The sequence below is a fragment of the Streptomyces sp. 150FB genome (genome assembly GCF_000818195.1).
GTDB lineage: Bacteria > Actinomycetota > Actinomycetes > Streptomycetales > Streptomycetaceae > Streptomyces.
Genome location: NZ_JTHL01000002.1, coordinates 128,733 through 144,508 on the forward strand (window position 1 = coordinate 128,733; position 15,776 = coordinate 144,508).

Genomic DNA, 15,776 nt, shown 5'->3' on the forward strand with positions numbered 1-15,776 from the left:
GAAGGCGCGGTGCGAGGCGGTGGAAAGCTGGAGACCGGCAGCACCGAAATGCATGCGGGAGCTGAGAGGATGAGGGTATGAGCGCTCAGACCGTGCATCCCAGCGACGCCGGGCCGCCGTCGCTGCCGCGCACGCAGAACGATGTGGCCAAGGCCCTGCCCCCGGCGGACCGGATGGAGTTCTACCGGGAGATGGGCGAGGCGGACGAGACGGAGCTGCTGGGCGTGCTGCGCCGCTGGTGGCTGCGGGCCCGTCTGTATGCCGACCCGCTGCCGGACGAGACGCGTGCCGCAGTCGAGGCAGGCCTCGCCCCCGGACGCCCGGCGGCCAGGGCGGTCCGTGAGGCTGTCGACACCCGTACGACGGGGGAGCGTTGAGCGAAGACCATCCCGGACAGGACAGCGAGGAAGAGGACCGTATCCGGCTCTCGCCGGCTGTCTACCCGCTGCTCAACCCCGAGGTGTCCGCGTCCGTGTTCTCGGCGGTCGTGAACCTGCTGGTCGAGTTACGTGTCAGCCCGGTACCGCCCCTGGCACAGCCTGTTCCGGGGCGGCCGGGCTGGTACTCGGCGCCGCTCTCCCGGGATGTCGGCCTGGCCGAGTACTACGTCGGCGACACCGAACTTGGCAACGACGGGCCGAACATCTACGTCGCCCGGATCGTGATCTCGGACGACTGGCCCGACTTCTAAAAGCGGCAGGCCTGAGCCGTGCTCGGCGCGGTCAGGCCGTGTACTCGTGGGCGGCCGCTCCCCGCCATTGCGCCCAGGCCGGGCTGTCGAGGACCCTCTCCGCGTCGTCGACCCCGGCAGCCTCAAGGAAGACCGCCAGGTCGTGGTGTTTACCGATCTCGAATGAGATCGTATCGCCTCTGAGCTGGAGCGTTACGATGCGAAGATGTCCGTGACGCTGTGCAGAAGATCTTGTAGTGCAACGGGGATACGTGGCAGGGACAATGAGATGATCTCGAACCTCGCGCGTGGACAATTGGGGTGCAAGGAATCCCGGCGAGAAGCATGATCGCTAGTAGATCGGCCGGGGACTCCGCTGGGGTTCGCGGAAGTTCGCCGATCGGGTATCGGCGCCGGCTACGGTCCGCCTCGTGCCGGTCGAATTTCTGACCAACGAGCAGGCCGAGGCGTACGGGACGTTCGCTGAGGTCCCCAGTCCGAGCTGGAGCATTTCTTCTTCCTCGACGAGGCGTCCCTCTGTCTGACCTGGCACAGTGAGGCCAGAGTTTGAAATGGGGGCCGGGTTCCCTCGACGGCGGAGGCGGTCACCCTGCGGTGACCGCCTCCGCCGTTTTCGTCCCGTGACGCCGTGGGTGCTGGCTGCGCCAGGTGACCCAATGCAGTTGTCGCGGCTTCGAGGATCAACGCAACAGCGGAAGGCGCACAAGAAACGATCTTGTGCTAACCCAGGGCATTCCCCTGCGGTCAGATTCCCCAGGCTGAGCCGGCCGACTCCAGCGGACCGGGCCCGGGGCCGGGCTAGAGGTCATCGACGAGGGCATGCTCACCTTTGCCCTCGCGTCCCCCGCTATGGGCGGATTACATTCCATTGCGCCTCGGCCCGGTTAGACGACCCGGAGAGGATGATGGAACTATGCATACGGGTGATGACGGATCCCGGGTACTGCCTGCTCTCGATCTTGGTGAGTGCCTGGTCGATACGCACGGCCCATCTCTGCGACTTGCCGGGATAATGCGAACAGGTCGCCAAGCCAACATCGGTTTTGGATTTGGCCTTGATGCAGAGGTCGGTTCCGGAAAGCTCGATTTGGTACACCCCCTGAGGAGCCCCAGGGAGCGAATACATCACCCAAGTCTGTACCTGGCCTTCTGCGGACATCAATCCCGTAGTCCCAGAACTGTGGAGATAGTTTCTGGGGTTCTCAACATCGCGAAACTGCAGCTTCGCGACTCGGGTTGGGCCTGGGGCTTCGGCGTTGGCCGGCGTGGCGGCGAGCACACTGGCGCAGATCCCCATCACCGCGGCTGCTGCTGCGCAGGTTTTCTTCAGGTTGGCCATCAATCCACCATGCCTTTCGAGGGCGTTCTGTCGGCACCCGCCGCTTGGCCTGGCAAGGCGTCCAGGCCATAGTCAACCCCTTGATGTACGGGGCTCCTCCCATTCACCTGATCGTGGGCGTGATCGCGTGAACTCTGCCGCCGGGCATCCGGCCGTGGATGCTGCCAGGGGCCCTTGTGGAGCGCCCCCTTGAGAGCGGCGCCACGAGTGCCGGTGAGGTGTACCGGAGATCACCGACCACCATCGTCCGCCGCATCCGGCCTCCTGCGTTCACTCCCGTACCTCGCGGAAGAACGCGGACAGTCGGCAAAACCGTACGGGTTGGGATCAGGGGCCCTTCGAGCGAGGGATCCGGTCACAACGAGAAAGGTCGGTAAAGTGGTCGCTGTACGCCAGGCCGAGGCTCCCCTCACGGCCGCCGGACCGGTGGACCGTGACGCGGCGCCCGCCCGAGGGGACCGGCGGGTGCACGGTGATCAGCGCAGAAGCCATACCTCCAGCGTGCGCGCGGCCGCTCATCCCAGCACCCCGAGCGCGGTGTCCGGCCGACAATACGAACAGGACGCCACGCCCTCAGCGAGCAGTAGCCGCGCTTCTTCCCGCGTGCACGGCCGGCCTTTGCCCATGGTGCAGTCGCCGTGATGCACCCTCCATGGGGCCCCGCGCTGGACCTCGGTCTTCCATCCGGCCGCCGGCGGCGCCGCGCGAGCGGTTTCTCGTACGGCCTGCCGCTGCTTCGCCTCAGCCTCTGTGATCGCTGCCTGGATCAGCTTCAGACACGTGGCGTGCCAGGTCTCCAGCGTGCGGAGGCGCGGGAGATCTGGCGGCAGTTCGAACATGTGCCCGATTCTATGTATGGTCGGGCCGTGTCGGTCGAGGGGGCCGGTCTGGTGCGTCGTAGGGTCGGGGATGTGGCGATCGAACTGAATGACGAGCTGGTCGGCCTGCGTCGTGGGGCTCTTGAGGCGCAGGCGCTGGCGACTGCGGGGGAGTACAGCGCGGAGGCGTGGCGCCCGTGGCTGGAGGCCGCCCAGGCGGCCGAGGCTGCGATCACGGCCTACGCCAAGGAGACGGGGCAGAACCGGCTGGAGGTGTCGATGGCCGTCAACAGGGCCGCGGCGTCGAGCGGAGAGCCGGCTCCTACGGCGTGAGGTGGGCGCGCCGGGTGGTGACCAGGGCGCGCCAGCGGTCGCGGGTTTCCTGTTCGCTGTCGAGCCATCGTGCTGGTGAGGGGGCGGGGAGGGTGAGGCCGGCCATGAAGTGGGTGATGTCGGCGTAGTAGGCGTAGTCGCCGGTGTGGATGCGTTCGCGGAGGCGGGCGATGGTCCCGGCGAGTGCGGCGCGGTCGCCGGTGACGGCGTGGTGGAAGCACAGGGCGAGGTCGAGGGTTGCTTCCGCGGAGGTCAGGCCGGCGACGTTGATGTCGGAGCGCAGCAGGCGTGCGCGGTCTTCGACGTTCCGGTCGGTTCCGGCGTCGCGTACGAGGGCGGCGATCTGGGTGGTCAGGGTGGTGGCGCGCAGGTCGAGTCCGGACAGCAGCTGCTGGGCGAGGTCGAGTTCGGCGTCGGCTTGTTCGGGGTCGGTGAAGGCGAGGACGAAGGCGCGCTGGGCCTGGGCGGTGGCCTGTTCGCCGGCGATGCCGTGCTCTTCGGCTTCCGCGCGAGCGTTCTGGTAGGCGGCGGCCGCGCGGGTCATCTCGGCCTGGACCCACCACACATCGCCCGTCACACGGTGGTGGCGGCCTTCCCAGCCGAGGGACTGGGCGGTTTCGAGGGCGGTGGGGAAGTCTCCGGCGAGCCGGGCCAGATGGGCGAGGCCGCGCCGTGCGGCGGGCGCGAGAGGGCCCCCGCCGTCGGCGACGTACCTCATTCCCCGGTGGGAGGCGTCGCTGCGTCCGAGGTCGCGTTGGGCTTTGGCCTGGTAGTAGACGGCCATCTGGTGGAGTTCGGCGGGCAGGAGACGGGTGTTGATGACTGCGGTGAGCCGGTCGGCTGTGCGCTCGCGGTGTTCGTGCTGCCGGCGGGCGAGCGCGCTGAGCGTTTCGACCAGGGCGTCGGCCGGGGTCAGGAGCTCCGTCTCCGCGCTGCTCGTGCTGCCCGTGCTTTCCGTCAGGGGGGTGTGGTCCGTGGTGGGCCGGGCGGGCGGGGCGAGGGGTTCCCACACGGAGTCGCCGATGTAGGTCCAGGTGGCGTCGGCGAGCCAGCCGAGGTCCAGGCGGAAGTCCCGGGCGAGGGCCAGGCCCTGGCGCAGGCATCCGATCAGCAGCATCCGTCCCGGCGCGCTGCTGGTGGCCCACTGCTCCCCGAGTGCGGTGAAGGCACGCTGGGCGGCCTGCTGCCAGTCGTGCGGTGACCAGCGGTCGTCCGTACGGTCGTCGGCGGTACGGATCGTGGAGCGGATCAGGGCGTGGAGGTGGAAGGGCCACAGCCCGAAGGGGTCCTCCCGTACGAACGGCCGCTCCAGCAGGCGCAGGACCGGTGCGTCCCGGTCGGTGCCGGCGGCCCGGACGGCGAGGGGGAGGTCGAAGGCGTCCAGGAGGGCGACGGAGCGCAGGACGTGGCGTTCCTCGCGGGTGAGGTCGCTGAGGGTGCGGGCGATCAGCGCGGGGAAGTCGACGTCGAAGTCCTCGGGTTCCGGGGTGCGGGTGCGGCGGATCTCCAGGAACCGCATCACCGCCAGATCGAGGTAGAGCGGCAGGCCGTGGGACCGGCCGGCGATGACGGTCCGCACGGGGGCGCCGATCAGGGGCTGTCCCTCGCGGGTGAGGCGGCGGGCGAGGTAGTCCTCGCAGTCCTCGGGGCTGAAGTCACCGATCAGGACCTGCCGCCCGGCCGTCGCACCGTCACCGGCCTGAGCGGGGCGGGGGCGGGGAAGCGTGGTGGTGTTCAGGCCGGGCCAGGCCACGGGGCCGGTCCAGTCGAGCTGCCCCTGCAGGCTCGCCTCGGCCCACTGGAGGCGGCTGCGGCCGGTGACGATGAAGAACGCGTTCGGCATCAGCCACACAACCCGCTGCAGCAGCCGCTCCAGATCCCGGTGCGTACGGTCACCGGTGTCCTCGAAGGTGTCCAGCAGAATCACCGGCACCACCCGCTTCGTGGCGGGGAGCTGGGCGAGCTCCCATGCCAGAAGGTGCGGGTAGTAGGAGAGTGCGTCCACGTCAGGCTCGGCCTGGAGGAGATCGGCCAGACGGGCACAGCCGGCCAGGGCCCGCACGGACTGGCGCCGCTCCCGCAGGGCGCGCACCAGCGAGCCGGTCACTTCCCCGAGGACGGAGCCGACGGTGCCGGGCAGGAGCAGCGCCTGGGCGAGGTCGGCGAGCGCGGACTGCATCTGCTGCGGCAGTGCCTGCCCGAACCGGGCCCCGAGTCCGCCGCGGCGCAGGTACTCCTCCAGCGGCTCGCCGGGGTGCTGGTGCTCCCAGTAGCGGCGCAGTGCGATGTCGAAGGCGGGCAGCGGGCGGTCGAGGCGGGCGAGCGCGAGCCTGATCGTGAGCACGACCCGTTCGAAGTCGGTGCCGGCCGACCGGGCGAGGTCGATCCGTACGGGCAGGACCGACGCACCGTGAGGCCAGACGGGTTCGCTCCACTGGACGGGGCGCTGCCCGGCGAGGGCGGCCTCCAGGGTGCGGGAGAGCGTCGACTTCCCGATCCCGCCCACCCCGTGGAAGACCAGCAGATTGCGCCGCGGGGCCTCGAGGTCTTCGACATCGAAGCCGGGCGCCGTGATGTCCCGCATGTGTTCGGTGAGCGCGGCCGCGACCGTCTGCCACTGGCTCTGCCGGTTCGTGAACGCCTCGTCCCCGCCCAGATGCTGGTCGTTCGAGCTGAACAGCGCCCTCAGATCCCGACCCGCACCCGCCACAGCACAACCCCCTGGTGATCACCTTGGCCCCTCAACCTACGCGCGTCCGGGCACCTTTGGACAAGCCTCCCCGAAAGGATGACGACCCACGGGCGCTTCCCGGCCGCTCCGGTGCTCCATCGCGGCGGAGGTTGCTTTGCGGGCGGGTTTCCGCGCGGCGGACAATGCCCTTTCGCTCCGACACAGAGGCGGTTCCCCATGCACGACCACCCCGGCACACCCCAGGCCGGCAACTCCGAGCCCCCGTGCTCCGATGACGGACGGCAGGGGGATGAGCACGACGTGGCACTGCAGAATGTGCGGGCGGTCATGAGCTGGTACCGGCAGGAGATCTTCCGGGAGCGTCAGTCCGGCGAGGCGAACCGGGCCCGGCTGGAGCAGTTGACGGCCGCCCTGCGGGAATGCGTCGCCGACCAACAGGCGCTGGAACAGGCCGGGCCCGAGGAAGCCGAGCGGATCACCACCCTCTACAAGACCCGCTACGCCGCACTCACCAAGGAGTAGCCGGCCCGGCGCCGTCTTGCCTTCTTCGCACCATGGGCCCCTCCCCTTGGTGACGTTGTGCGCCTTGTACGCCCGCTCAGGCCATTGAGCCCAGCCAGAGGGAGCCGAATTGGGCAATTTAAGTGTCATGGAACTGGGGGCAGCCAAGCGGAAGCTAGGACGACCGTCGCAGGGACAGGAGTGCCGACGGCAGTGAGAAGCCCATCGGGAATCAGACCTATCGCCTCGCCGAAGTTCACCGTGCCGCCGGAAAACGTCGCCCCGCTGAAGTCCACCGTGCCGCCGGAGAACCTTGCGCCGCTGAAGTCCACGGTGCCGCCGGAGAATGTCGCGCCGCTGAAGTCCACGGTGCCGCCGGAGAACGTTGCCCCGCTGAAGTACACCGTGCTGCCGGAAAACCTCGCGAGGCGGAAGTCCACCGTGCCGCCGGAAAACGTCGCGCCGCCGAAGTTCACCGTGCCGCCTGAAAACGTCGTGAGGCGGAAGTTCACCGTGCCGCCGGAGAACCTCGCCCCGCTGAAGTCCACGGCGCCGCCAGAAAACGTCGCGCCGCTGAAGTACACCGTGCCGCCAGAGAACCTCGCCCCGCTGAAGTCCACGGCGCCGCCAGAGAAACTCGCGCCGCTGAAGTACACCGTGCCGCCGGAGAACATCGCGCTGCGGAAGTTCACCGTGCCGCCGGAAAACGTCGCGCCGCTGAAGTTCACCGTGCCGCCGGAAAACGTCGCGAGACGGAAAGTCACCTTGCCGCCAGAGAACATCGCGCCGCCGAAGTCCACCATGCTGCCGGAGTCCGCCGTGCTGCCGGAAAACGTTGCGCGCACGAAGTACACGGTGCCGCCAGAGAACCTCGCGCCGCTGAAGTCCACGGCGCCGCCGGAAAACGTCGCGCCGCTGAAGTCCACGGCGCCGCCGGAAAACGTCGCGCCGCTGAAGTCCACGGCGCCGCCGGAGAACGTCGCCCCGCCGAAGTACACGGTGCCGCCAGAGAAGATCGCATCGCTGAAGTCCATGCTGGCGTCGATGGTGACGCCGGCGAGGTCGAGGTCGCAGCCCTGCCAGGATCGGTGGGTGCCCTGGGGGCGTCGGTAGTGGTCGCCGATGAGGCGCAGGATGGTGTGGCGGACCTTGCGGAAGGCGAGGTAGCGGTGGTGTTCCTCTTGTTGAGTGGGGTCGTCACCGGGGTCGGGAGTGAAGGGGAGTTGGAGGTAGGCGCACAGGACGTCGATGCAGGTCTGGCGCAGGCTGTCGTCGGGGGCGTCGTCGGCGAGGCCGGCGAGGGCGTGGACGCCGCCGAGCCGGACTGCGGGTGAGTCGGATCCGAGTTTGTCGACGGCTTGGGAGAAGCGTTCGGTGTGGAGGCGGGTGGCTTCGCGGTGGGCGCCGGCCTCGTCGACGCGCTGGCGACGGTAGGCAACGACCAGGGCGACGAGCGCACCGGATCCAGCGACCACCCCGAAGGAGAGTTTCACCAGGTCGAACAGCGTCTTAGCGTCGAGCTTGACGGTGGTGTCGATCTCGTTGAAGCCGAGCAGCACGACCAGGCCGTAGAAGACGCTGCCCGCGACCAGGACCGCAGCGACGAAGGCGAGGGTCAGGGCCCGGCCGACCCTCCACAACCGTAACTCCCGATCATTCGGATCGGATGGTGACCTTCGGTTGGGTGTCATGGCGATGAAGACAGGCCTTCGGCGGCAAAGGTTGCATCCGATCCATTGAGCGGGATGGCTTGCCCGCGTACGAGGGCTCCGTGACCGATGAGTTCCGAGGGCACGCTCGGGGAGATCGGCCGTGGCTGGAGGTGGCCGGGCAGCAGCGGAAGGGCGAGGGCGGCGATTTCCCTGAGCTCGGCGCGGTACTGCGGCAGGTCGGCCGCCAGCTCCCGGTGCACGGAGAGGAACAGGCCGGCTTCCCGCGAGGTGTAGGGGCGCCGGCGCTCCAGGGTGAGCGTCAGGGCTGCCCGCGGTGCTCGCTTCCAGCCGTCGGCGGTGCGGTCGTTACGGAAGAGGAGATGGAAGTCCCTCCGCAGTACCATCAGCGACGCCACCGCCGGCTCCGCTTCCGCACTGCGAACCACGTCGGACAGCGCCCTGTAACACGTGTCGTGACCGGCCTTGGACGTGAAACGGCCCGGTACGCCGCCTCTGATGACGTCGGCGTACCGGCGCGCGGTGCCCTGGCGGCTGTCCGCTTCCCGCACTGCCAGCACGACCAACTCGATCCGGTAGCCGTCTCGCGCGAACGGACGAGCGCTGCGCCAGAACTCTGCGGCGCTGCCCGGAGCTGCCTCGATCAGAACATCACCGCGGCGTGCCCGGACATACGCTTCCGCTTCAGCCATCCAGGCCCGGTAGTCGGCCCGGATCGCCGCCCCCGCGCCACGCGGGTCCTCGACGAGGAGCTGGTGGTAGTCCGGATGGTTCACCTTCATGTCGTCCCCGGACAGCCGGGTCACCCCGCGGCCGGTCATCGCCCGCTTCACCACATTGGCGGCCCTCCACTTCCCCGCACCGGGCTGCCCGAGCACATACGTCACCACCGGCCGCTCCTGGGCGGTGATGGCGCTCAGGTAGGAGGGGGCAATCAGTTCCTCGAACGTCCACCGATGTTCTTCCGCCGACAGCCGGTGGTAGTCGACGCCCGGCGGATCCGGCCGGGGCTGAGCCACCCGCCGTACGGGCTCGGCCAGGGCGAAAGCACGCTCGGCATCCCTGCGCACTGCCAGGCGCCGGTCGTCCTCCACCTCCTCGTGGTGGAGCCGTCGCTCCGCGGCCGCCAGCTCCTCCCGGAACCACGCGGACTGCCGCGCCGTCCACGGCCGTAACCGGCCGCTGATCACCGCCGTACCCGCGGCCGGCACCCGGCGCCACGCCCCGCCGACCAGCTCGTTGGCATACAGCGGCTCGACGTCCCGGCGCACGACGGTGATCCGGTCGGCCAGCCGCTCGGCCTCGATGACGGCCAGGGTCCGGGGCAGCTGCTTCACGCAGCAGTCGTGGTTCTCCCAGGACACATACTGCCCGTCGCCGGTGAGGAAGCGGTTCAGGATCCCCAACTGGCTCAGCGCCTCCGCCGTGGCCAGGACCACGACTTCGACACGGAAGCCGGCCTCTCGGCTCGCCACCGCGACCGTACGGAAGGCGTTGGCGTCGTCGAGAGCCGTCTCGATCACCGCGTCGAACCGGTTCTCCCGCACGTACGCCTCGACCGCCGCCTGCCAGCGCCGCACATCAGGACGGACGGCGATGCCCGCCGTACGCACGTCGCCGGCCAGGAGCCCGGCGTAGTGGGGGTGGGCGGCCTTGTACAAGTCGCCGCCGATACGGACCGCGCCGCCACGCCGGTCCAGGACGGCGTGCACAAGGTCCGCGACCCGCGTCTTCCCGCTGCCCGGCTGACCGGCGACGAAGACGACGACCGGCCAGTCCTGGCGGGCGGCACCCCTCGTCCACACTGGCAGGATCTGCCGTACGAGGACCTCGTGACCCGCCTCCTCGGACAGAACGACCGATACGGCCTCCTCTCGCACCGCTTCTCCCCCCGGGGCTGTCACAGGCATCTCCTCACCGGGCGGTATACGGGACACTCACGCGCAGCACGGTTCGATCTTGGCAGGGGGAAACATAACACCGACGAGCGATCGGAGAGCGTTTGGGGTGCTATTCACGAGCGATCTGGGGATAATGTAGGGAATGGAGGTGAGCGTGTCCAACGATGAGAGCACGCTGTTCAGCGCGGTCGACGTGCTGCTGGAACAGGTCGCGCAGGACCCCCTGCCGGAGCCTGCAGAGCGCAAACGCCTGCGCGAAGCGGCGGGACTGAGTCAGGACCAGATCGCGAAGGCCCTGAAGGCACGACGGGAGGCAGTAGGCAGCTGGGAAGCCGGCCGCACAGAGCCGCGGCCGCCGAAGCGTGCTGCCTACGCACGGCTCCTGGAGGGCCTCGCCCTCACGCGAGGCGTCAGGATGCGGACGACTCTCGACGCCCCCGAGGCCCCGGAGGCAGCCGACGTACCGGTGACTACCGGGGCCCCCGGCTACCGTGCTGTCCTCGACACCACGGTGGTGACGGCCGACGGCGACGTCGTCCATCTGTCGGTTCCCGCCGGCATCACCGTCACGGTCGAGCCTCGGCCCGCCACAGACTCCTACTACACACCGCGTGCCGTGATCGAGACGCTGGCGGAGATGATCAGCGACTCTGCCATCGAAATCACCGACCCGGCGATGGGCGCCGGAGCATTCCTCACCGCCGCACTCCTCGCAGCGCAACTGCGCAGCCCGGAAACGATCGAGGCTCTGGCCCGGCGTCTGGACCAGGTGAGCCCATGACCGCGAACGCCGTGCCGCACCTTCGGGTCCTGCACGCTTCTGGGGCGGTGCAGGATCTTCCGCGAAAGGCGGCCGAGCAACTGGTGAACGAGGTACACGAGCAGAGCTGACTCGCCAATATCAGCGAAACCCTGGAGAGTCGCGTTCGTTGCCTCGGTGTGGGCTCCTCGAATGCCCATCGACGCAGCCCGAGGCGCTGCGCGCAGTGCGCGCGACTCGGGCGGGACAGGTGACCACGACCTGATAGGCGACCCGGCCGCCGATCCGTACGTACATGGCCGGCCCCGTACCGCCCGGCCATGCCCACACCTCCGGCCGCTCGCCCTTCTTCGGCCGCCACAGCGGCGCCTGCACCGGCGTCCCCTGCCGTCGGTGTCACCGCGCTCGCGCCTCGTCGAGCGGTTCCCGCGGTCCGGCCCTCGGCCTCTCGCTCGGCGCGAAGGCGAGCGCGGCCAGGCCAGACACCCGCATCACCTGGTCGACCGTCTCGTCCAGAGCACTGCTCGCGGAGATCAGGGTCTCGACTCCACCCGGCAGCAGATCCAGCGGCCGATACCACTCACGCAGATGCGCCTCGCCGACCTCACGGGCGATCGGCTTGGTCGCGTGCCGTTCCAGGGTCTGCTCGAACGGGACGTCGAAGTAGAAGCAGTAGCTGTGCCCGGGGTAGTCGGCGAGGAGTCCGGCAAGCATGTCGCCGTAATGGGCGACGTACAGGATGCCTTCCAGCACTGCGTGGAAGCCGTGCTCCAGGGCGTAGCGGACGGTGAGGTCGATCAGGCCGACGTTCGCGCCGCCGAGGATGTCGCGCTCGCGCAGTACGTTGCGCCGCAGGGTGTCCTGGCTGACCACGGCGATGCCGCGTCCGTAGCGCTCGCGCACTGCGGCGGCGACCGAGCTCTTGCCGGAGGCGCTGTTGCCCCGCAGCACCACGAGACGAGTCTGGGAATTCGTTGTCACCCGCCTCACCGTACCGAGCCGGCCCGTATGCGAGGGGATCTCGCGAACCGGACTTCGCTCGGCGGAACCGGGGAGCGCCGGGCCGTGGGTAAGCCACCCTTGGACGGGGCTTGCCCACCCCGGCGGTGCGCGTTGAGATGGGGCTGGTCAGCGCCAGGGGTGTTCTCCCAGGTGTTCTGCCGGTAGCGGGCATACGTCCAGGCCGTCGACGCCGCCTTCCGGCTCGGCACCGCAGGAGTTAAGCGGCACGATCTCGTAGCCGGCGCTGTCGGGCCGCTCCGGGCCATCCCAGACCACCCACCAGGTCACTGTTTCCTGGCCGGGGTATTCCTGTGTCTGGACCTCGAAGGCGTGGCGTCCGGGGTGGCGGGCGAGGTGCGAACAGCCGTCCGCTTCAGGAACCTGATTCGTTGCTTCGGGGAGGTCTTCCAACCACGTGACCTCCTCTGAGGTGAGGGTGACGGCCGCAGTGCACAGTCCTCGTGTCATGGGGCCGAGCGTAGGGCGGTACTGAGAGAACTGGCAGCACCTCACGTTGCACGCCGAGCGGGCGCACGGAGGAAGCTGCGGGCGTCAGCATGAAATGTCGCCTCACCCCATAGAGTGTTCGTACGGTATCCGTACGGTAAAAGTGCGCAATCCTTACGGTTCATGAGGTAGATTGTGGGTCAGGAGGTGTTCCATGTCCGAGATGTTCGATGCGGTCGACGCGCTGGTTGCGTCCCGCTCTCCGCTGCCGTCGGCGGAGGAGCGCAAGCGGCTGCGGGTCGCGCACGGCCTGACGCTGGACGATGTCGCCGGCGCTCTCCACGTGCGGCGGGCCACGGTGTCCGCCTGGGAGTCGGCGAAGAAGCCGACCGAGCCGCGCGGCTCGGAGCGTGAGGCGTACGCGCGACTGCTCAAGCAGCTCGCGGAGCTTTACCCGGCCCCGGTGCCCGCCACGTTCACCGGCGCACCCGCACCGGCGGAAGCGCCGACTCTGTCCACAGGTCCGGCCCCCGAGGCTGCGGTCATGACTGCAACCGAGAACACCCAGACCCCTGCCCCTGCTCCCGCCGCCGCTGCTTCGGCGGCTGCGCCGCGTCCGGCGCCCACCACCAGGCCGACGTCGTCGACGTCGCGCCGTCCGGGCGCGAAGAAGGCGGCCCCGGCCGGAACCCTGGCGGGCGGTGCCGATCCGCGGTTCGAGAACGGACCGTTGGCGGTCGTCGACGTCGAGGACGGGAAGGTGCTGGCGTACTGCACCGGCGGCCTGGTCCTTGACGTGCCCGCCAAGTCCCTGCCGTCCTTGGTGGACTGGACGCTCAAGGAGGCGAAGCTCGGTCAGCCGAAGCTGTCCGGCCCGGGAAGGCCGGCCGACCCGCTGATCGTGCTCACCGAGGCCGCGTGCGAGCGCTACGGCCTGCCCGTCTCGCTCACGGAGGAGGAGAAGCACGCCGGGCGGATCCCGGAGAGCCACAAGGTCATCAAGCAGCTGACCCGTGCGGAGTGGAAGCTGACCAAGCGCGGGTTCGGGCCGTGGGCGCGGATCTACCGTCCGGCCAAGGGTTCGGACCGCCAGTGCGTGCAGCTGTGCATCCCGTCGTGGAACGCGCTGGACCCCCGGTTCTGGGACGACGCAGCGCAGCTTCCGCCGGCGGAACTCGCCCGCGTCCTGGGCCTGTACGCGTCCCGGGTGATGACGCCGCGCGGCTCCACCGCCGTCACCAGCCTGGAGCTGATGACCGCCCTGCACCCGCCGACCCACGCCGTGCGGGATGAGGAGACCGGCGTCCTGCGGCAGGCCGAGACCAAGACGCCCGGGTCGCTGGGCACGGACCCGGTGGACTGCGCGCCGTGCGAGGCCCCGGACGGGCACCCGGTGCTCAACGTGCTGGAGCTGCCGCGCTTCCACGTGCGCGGCCCGGCGGAGAAGCTGTTCGAGGAGGCGTACGACTGGGCGCGGCCGATGACCGATGCCGAGTGCACCCTGCGCCACCTGGTCGGCCTGGACGTGAACATGGCCTTCGCCGCCGGCGCGAACGGGCTGACCGTCGGCCTCGGTGAGCCGACGCACGTCAAGAACCCGGTGTTCGACCCGAAGCTGCCCGGCTCGTGGCTGGTCGACCTGTCCCACGTCGACCTGTCGAAGGTGAAGGTCGGCAAGGAGTGGGTGGAGCTGGACGGCAGCCTGCTGCCGAGTCCGTTCACCCAGAAGGGCGACCGCCCGACGGGCCCGGCCTGGTACGCGACGCCCACCGTCGCCTACGCGGCGGAGCTCGGCTACGACGTCGCGCCGACCGAGGCGTGGGTCCGGTACGACAACGGCCGCTACCTGGACGGCTGGTACAGCCGGTTGCGCGACGCCTACCTCGCCACGATGGCCGACCTTGGCGTCGACGCCGACCTGTCGCCCGCCGACTTCCTCACGGCGATGGACGGCTACAAGGAGCGCGACCCGGAGCTGACGATCGTCATCACGGCGATCAAGGCGACGGTCAAGGGCGGCATCGGCAAGCTCCGCGAGCGGCCCCGCGGCGAGGGCTGGCGGCCGGGCGAGCCGTGGCGCGCCCTGTCCCGCCCGACGTGGCGGCCGGACATCCGCGCGGCAGTCATCTCCCGCACCCGCATCAACCTCCACCGGAAGATCGTCAAGCACGCGGCATTCACCGGGCAGTATCCGATCGCGATCCTGTCCGACTGCGTCGTCTACGCGGCAGGCGGGCCCTCGCCGCTGGACTTCCTGCCCTACCGCGACGGCAAGCCGCTGCCCGGCGGCTTCAAGCTCGGCATCAACCCCGGCCTGGTCAAGCACGAGGGCACCCAGTCCGTCCTGTGGGGCGAGGAAGTCCGCGAGCGATTTGACGCCCCGGCGCTCAACCTCGCCCGGTCCATCAAGGACGGCACCGTCACCGACGTCGACAACGGAGAGTAGGAGAAGGCCACGATGAGCCTGATCGGGGACGGCCTGGACAAGGCGGTGCAGAAGGCGTTCACCCGCCCGGCACCCAAGAACGCGGGCCCGCAGATGCGGTACCTGGTCAAGCAGCTCGGCGGCACCAAGGCGGTCGCCCAGATGCTGCGGGTCTCCCAGCGCACCGTCGAGCGGTACGTGAAAGACCAGATCAAGAAGCCCCGCCCCGACCTCGCCGCGCGCATAGAGCGCGAGGTGAAGAAGCGGTGGCAGCCGCAGATCCGGGCCAAGGCCCGCGAGAAGGCTGCGACGACCGGCGGCATCGTCATCGACACCCGCGCCCGCATGGGCTACACCGCGCCGATCGGGTCGACGGACCAGGACCGCATCCGGCACCTGACTATCGCCCTGCCCCCGCAGCACGCCGCCCGTCTCTTCGACGCCCAGGAGCAGGGCGCCAGCGACGCCCGGCTCCAGGAGATCGCGGCCGAAGCACTCAAGGAGGTCTACTTCCAGGACGGCGGCCGCCGCGCCGGCTCCCTGGAGGAAGTCCGGTTCACGGACATCGAGCACCTCGAGTTCGACCTGTAGCCCCGCCTGCGCCCCGGACAGCCCGCGAGCCCGGACCAACACGGTCCGGGCTCGCCTCGCGTATCCGCTCGGGGGTCGGACGTCGGTACGCACCCCGTGCTCAACAGCCCTGGCCACCACCAGTCACGGCTCGCCGAAGCCGGGCTCGAAAGCCCTTGACGGGGTGGTGGGCGGTGCTCGGCTGGGACGTCGTGGTGATGGTGACCTGTCTGGCGCACTCAATGACTCAGTCGGAGTCCGCGTCTCTGTCGGACGGCAGGGGTGGCATCGACTGTTCGTGGACGTACACGTCCCCGTGGATGGTCCGGGCCTGGAGGATGGCCCCGGCCGACGAGTGGTGTACCACGTTCCCCCCGGCGCCGATCGTACGGCCACCGCGCCGCTGCGGGTCCTTTTGCTCCGCTCGGTCCAACACCTCGACCGGCCAGGCGAGTTCTCGCCAGGCCGGTACGTTCGCGGTAGTGGTGGGGGCCAGGCCGAACCGCTGTGCGGCGGCGACGACGGCGGACCCCAGGCACAGGCGCCGCCCCAGATCGTCGATCTGCGCCTTCAGCTGCCCGATCCGCGTCTCGACCGCCCGCTCCTCCGCGGCATACGCCAACTGCT

The 15,776-nt window shown here is 69.6% G+C and carries 15 protein-coding genes and 1 pseudogene; 8 read left to right on the plus strand and 8 right to left on the minus strand.

The window, feature by feature from the left end; genetic code table 11:
- Positions 1-77 precede the first annotated feature (77 nt).
- Both QR77_RS41745 and QR77_RS41750 read left to right on the plus strand, forming a co-directional pair.
- A complete protein-coding gene (locus tag QR77_RS41745) occupies positions 78-377 on the plus strand; it encodes a hypothetical protein (protein ID WP_052489863.1) in 300 nt (99 codons plus the stop codon).
- Positions 374-691: a hypothetical protein gene (locus QR77_RS41750; RefSeq protein ID WP_040029671.1), complete on the plus strand. Its 318-nt coding sequence runs from the start codon at positions 374-376 to the stop codon at positions 689-691. Before QR77_RS41745 ends, QR77_RS41750 begins: the two co-directional genes overlap by 4 nt.
- 847 nt (positions 692-1,538) lie before the next feature.
- On the opposite strand, the gene QR77_RS46370 is transcribed toward QR77_RS41750, so the two are convergent.
- Positions 1,539-2,030, minus strand: a complete 492-nt coding sequence (locus QR77_RS46370) for a hypothetical protein (RefSeq protein WP_150130638.1) — start codon at positions 2,028-2,030, stop codon at positions 1,539-1,541.
- A gap of 515 nt (positions 2,031-2,545) precedes the next feature.
- The gene (locus QR77_RS46375; RefSeq protein ID WP_150130639.1) at positions 2,546-2,869 is read right to left on the minus strand and encodes a DUF6233 domain-containing protein; all 324 of its coding nucleotides are present in this window, start codon (positions 2,867-2,869) and stop codon (positions 2,546-2,548) included.
- 72 nt (positions 2,870-2,941) lie between these two features.
- Between QR77_RS46375 and QR77_RS41755 the strand changes: the two genes are divergently transcribed.
- Positions 2,942-3,181, plus strand: coding sequence for a hypothetical protein (locus QR77_RS41755; RefSeq protein WP_236711255.1), 240 nt, complete (start codon positions 2,942-2,944; stop codon positions 3,179-3,181).
- Here the strand turns inward: QR77_RS41755 and QR77_RS41760 are convergent.
- Positions 3,171-5,891 carry a hypothetical protein gene (locus QR77_RS41760; protein WP_040029672.1) on the minus strand — a complete coding sequence of 907 codons (2,721 nt, stop codon included), beginning with the start codon at positions 5,889-5,891 and terminating at the stop codon, positions 3,171-3,173. The two genes, QR77_RS41755 and QR77_RS41760, sit on opposite strands and share 11 nt — an antisense overlap.
- Before the next feature lie 282 nt (positions 5,892-6,173).
- Between QR77_RS41760 and QR77_RS41765 the strand changes: the two genes are divergently transcribed.
- A complete protein-coding gene (locus tag QR77_RS41765) occupies positions 6,174-6,395 on the plus strand; it encodes a hypothetical protein (RefSeq protein ID WP_150130640.1) in 222 nt (73 codons plus the stop codon).
- 125 nt (positions 6,396-6,520) lie between these two features.
- Here QR77_RS41765 and QR77_RS41770 read toward each other — a convergent pair whose 3' ends face one another.
- Both QR77_RS41770 and QR77_RS42770 read right to left on the minus strand, forming a co-directional pair.
- Positions 6,521-8,065: a pentapeptide repeat-containing protein gene (locus tag QR77_RS41770; RefSeq protein ID WP_040029674.1), complete on the minus strand. Its 1,545-nt coding sequence runs from the start codon at positions 8,063-8,065 to the stop codon at positions 6,521-6,523.
- Positions 8,062-9,948: a zeta toxin family protein gene (locus QR77_RS42770; RefSeq protein ID WP_236711257.1), complete on the minus strand. Its 1,887-nt coding sequence runs from the start codon at positions 9,946-9,948 to the stop codon at positions 8,062-8,064. Before QR77_RS42770 ends, QR77_RS41770 begins: the two co-directional genes overlap by 4 nt.
- Before the next feature lie 139 nt (positions 9,949-10,087).
- Here QR77_RS42770 and QR77_RS49710 point away from each other — a divergent pair.
- Both QR77_RS49710 and QR77_RS49935 read left to right on the plus strand, forming a co-directional pair.
- Positions 10,088-10,342 (plus strand): annotated as a pseudogene (locus QR77_RS49710) (helix-turn-helix transcriptional regulator); the annotation flags it as partial.
- An 18-nt stretch (positions 10,343-10,360) separates the two neighbouring features.
- Positions 10,361-10,726 (plus strand): N-6 DNA methylase, encoded by a 366-nt coding sequence (locus QR77_RS49935; RefSeq protein WP_269084378.1) that lies wholly within the window; start codon positions 10,361-10,363, stop codon positions 10,724-10,726.
- Between the two features lie 375 nt (positions 10,727-11,101).
- On the opposite strand, the gene QR77_RS41785 is transcribed toward QR77_RS49935, so the two are convergent.
- Both QR77_RS41785 and QR77_RS46380 read right to left on the minus strand, forming a co-directional pair.
- Entirely contained in the window at positions 11,102-11,686 is a 585-nt protein-coding gene (locus tag QR77_RS41785) for an AAA family ATPase (protein WP_052489865.1), read from the minus strand.
- Positions 11,687-11,833: 147 nt separating this feature from the next.
- On the minus strand, positions 11,834-12,175 hold the full coding sequence (locus QR77_RS46380) for a hypothetical protein (protein ID WP_150130641.1): 342 nt from the start codon (positions 12,173-12,175) through the stop codon (positions 11,834-11,836).
- 193 nt (positions 12,176-12,368) lie between these two features.
- Here QR77_RS46380 and QR77_RS41790 point away from each other — a divergent pair, with 193 nt between their 5' ends.
- Complete coding sequence (locus tag QR77_RS41790) at positions 12,369-14,600, plus strand: helix-turn-helix transcriptional regulator (RefSeq protein WP_040029676.1); 2,232 nt, start codon at positions 12,369-12,371, stop codon at positions 14,598-14,600.
- Positions 14,601-14,612: 12 nt separating this feature from the next.
- Positions 14,613-15,170, plus strand: coding sequence for a hypothetical protein (locus tag QR77_RS41795; protein ID WP_040029677.1), 558 nt, complete (start codon positions 14,613-14,615; stop codon positions 15,168-15,170).
- 226 nt (positions 15,171-15,396) lie between these two features.
- Here QR77_RS41795 and QR77_RS41800 read toward each other — a convergent pair.
- Positions 15,397-15,776, minus strand: a 380-nt coding sequence (locus tag QR77_RS41800) for a hypothetical protein (RefSeq protein ID WP_160311035.1), incomplete at its 5' end; no start/stop codon positions are given.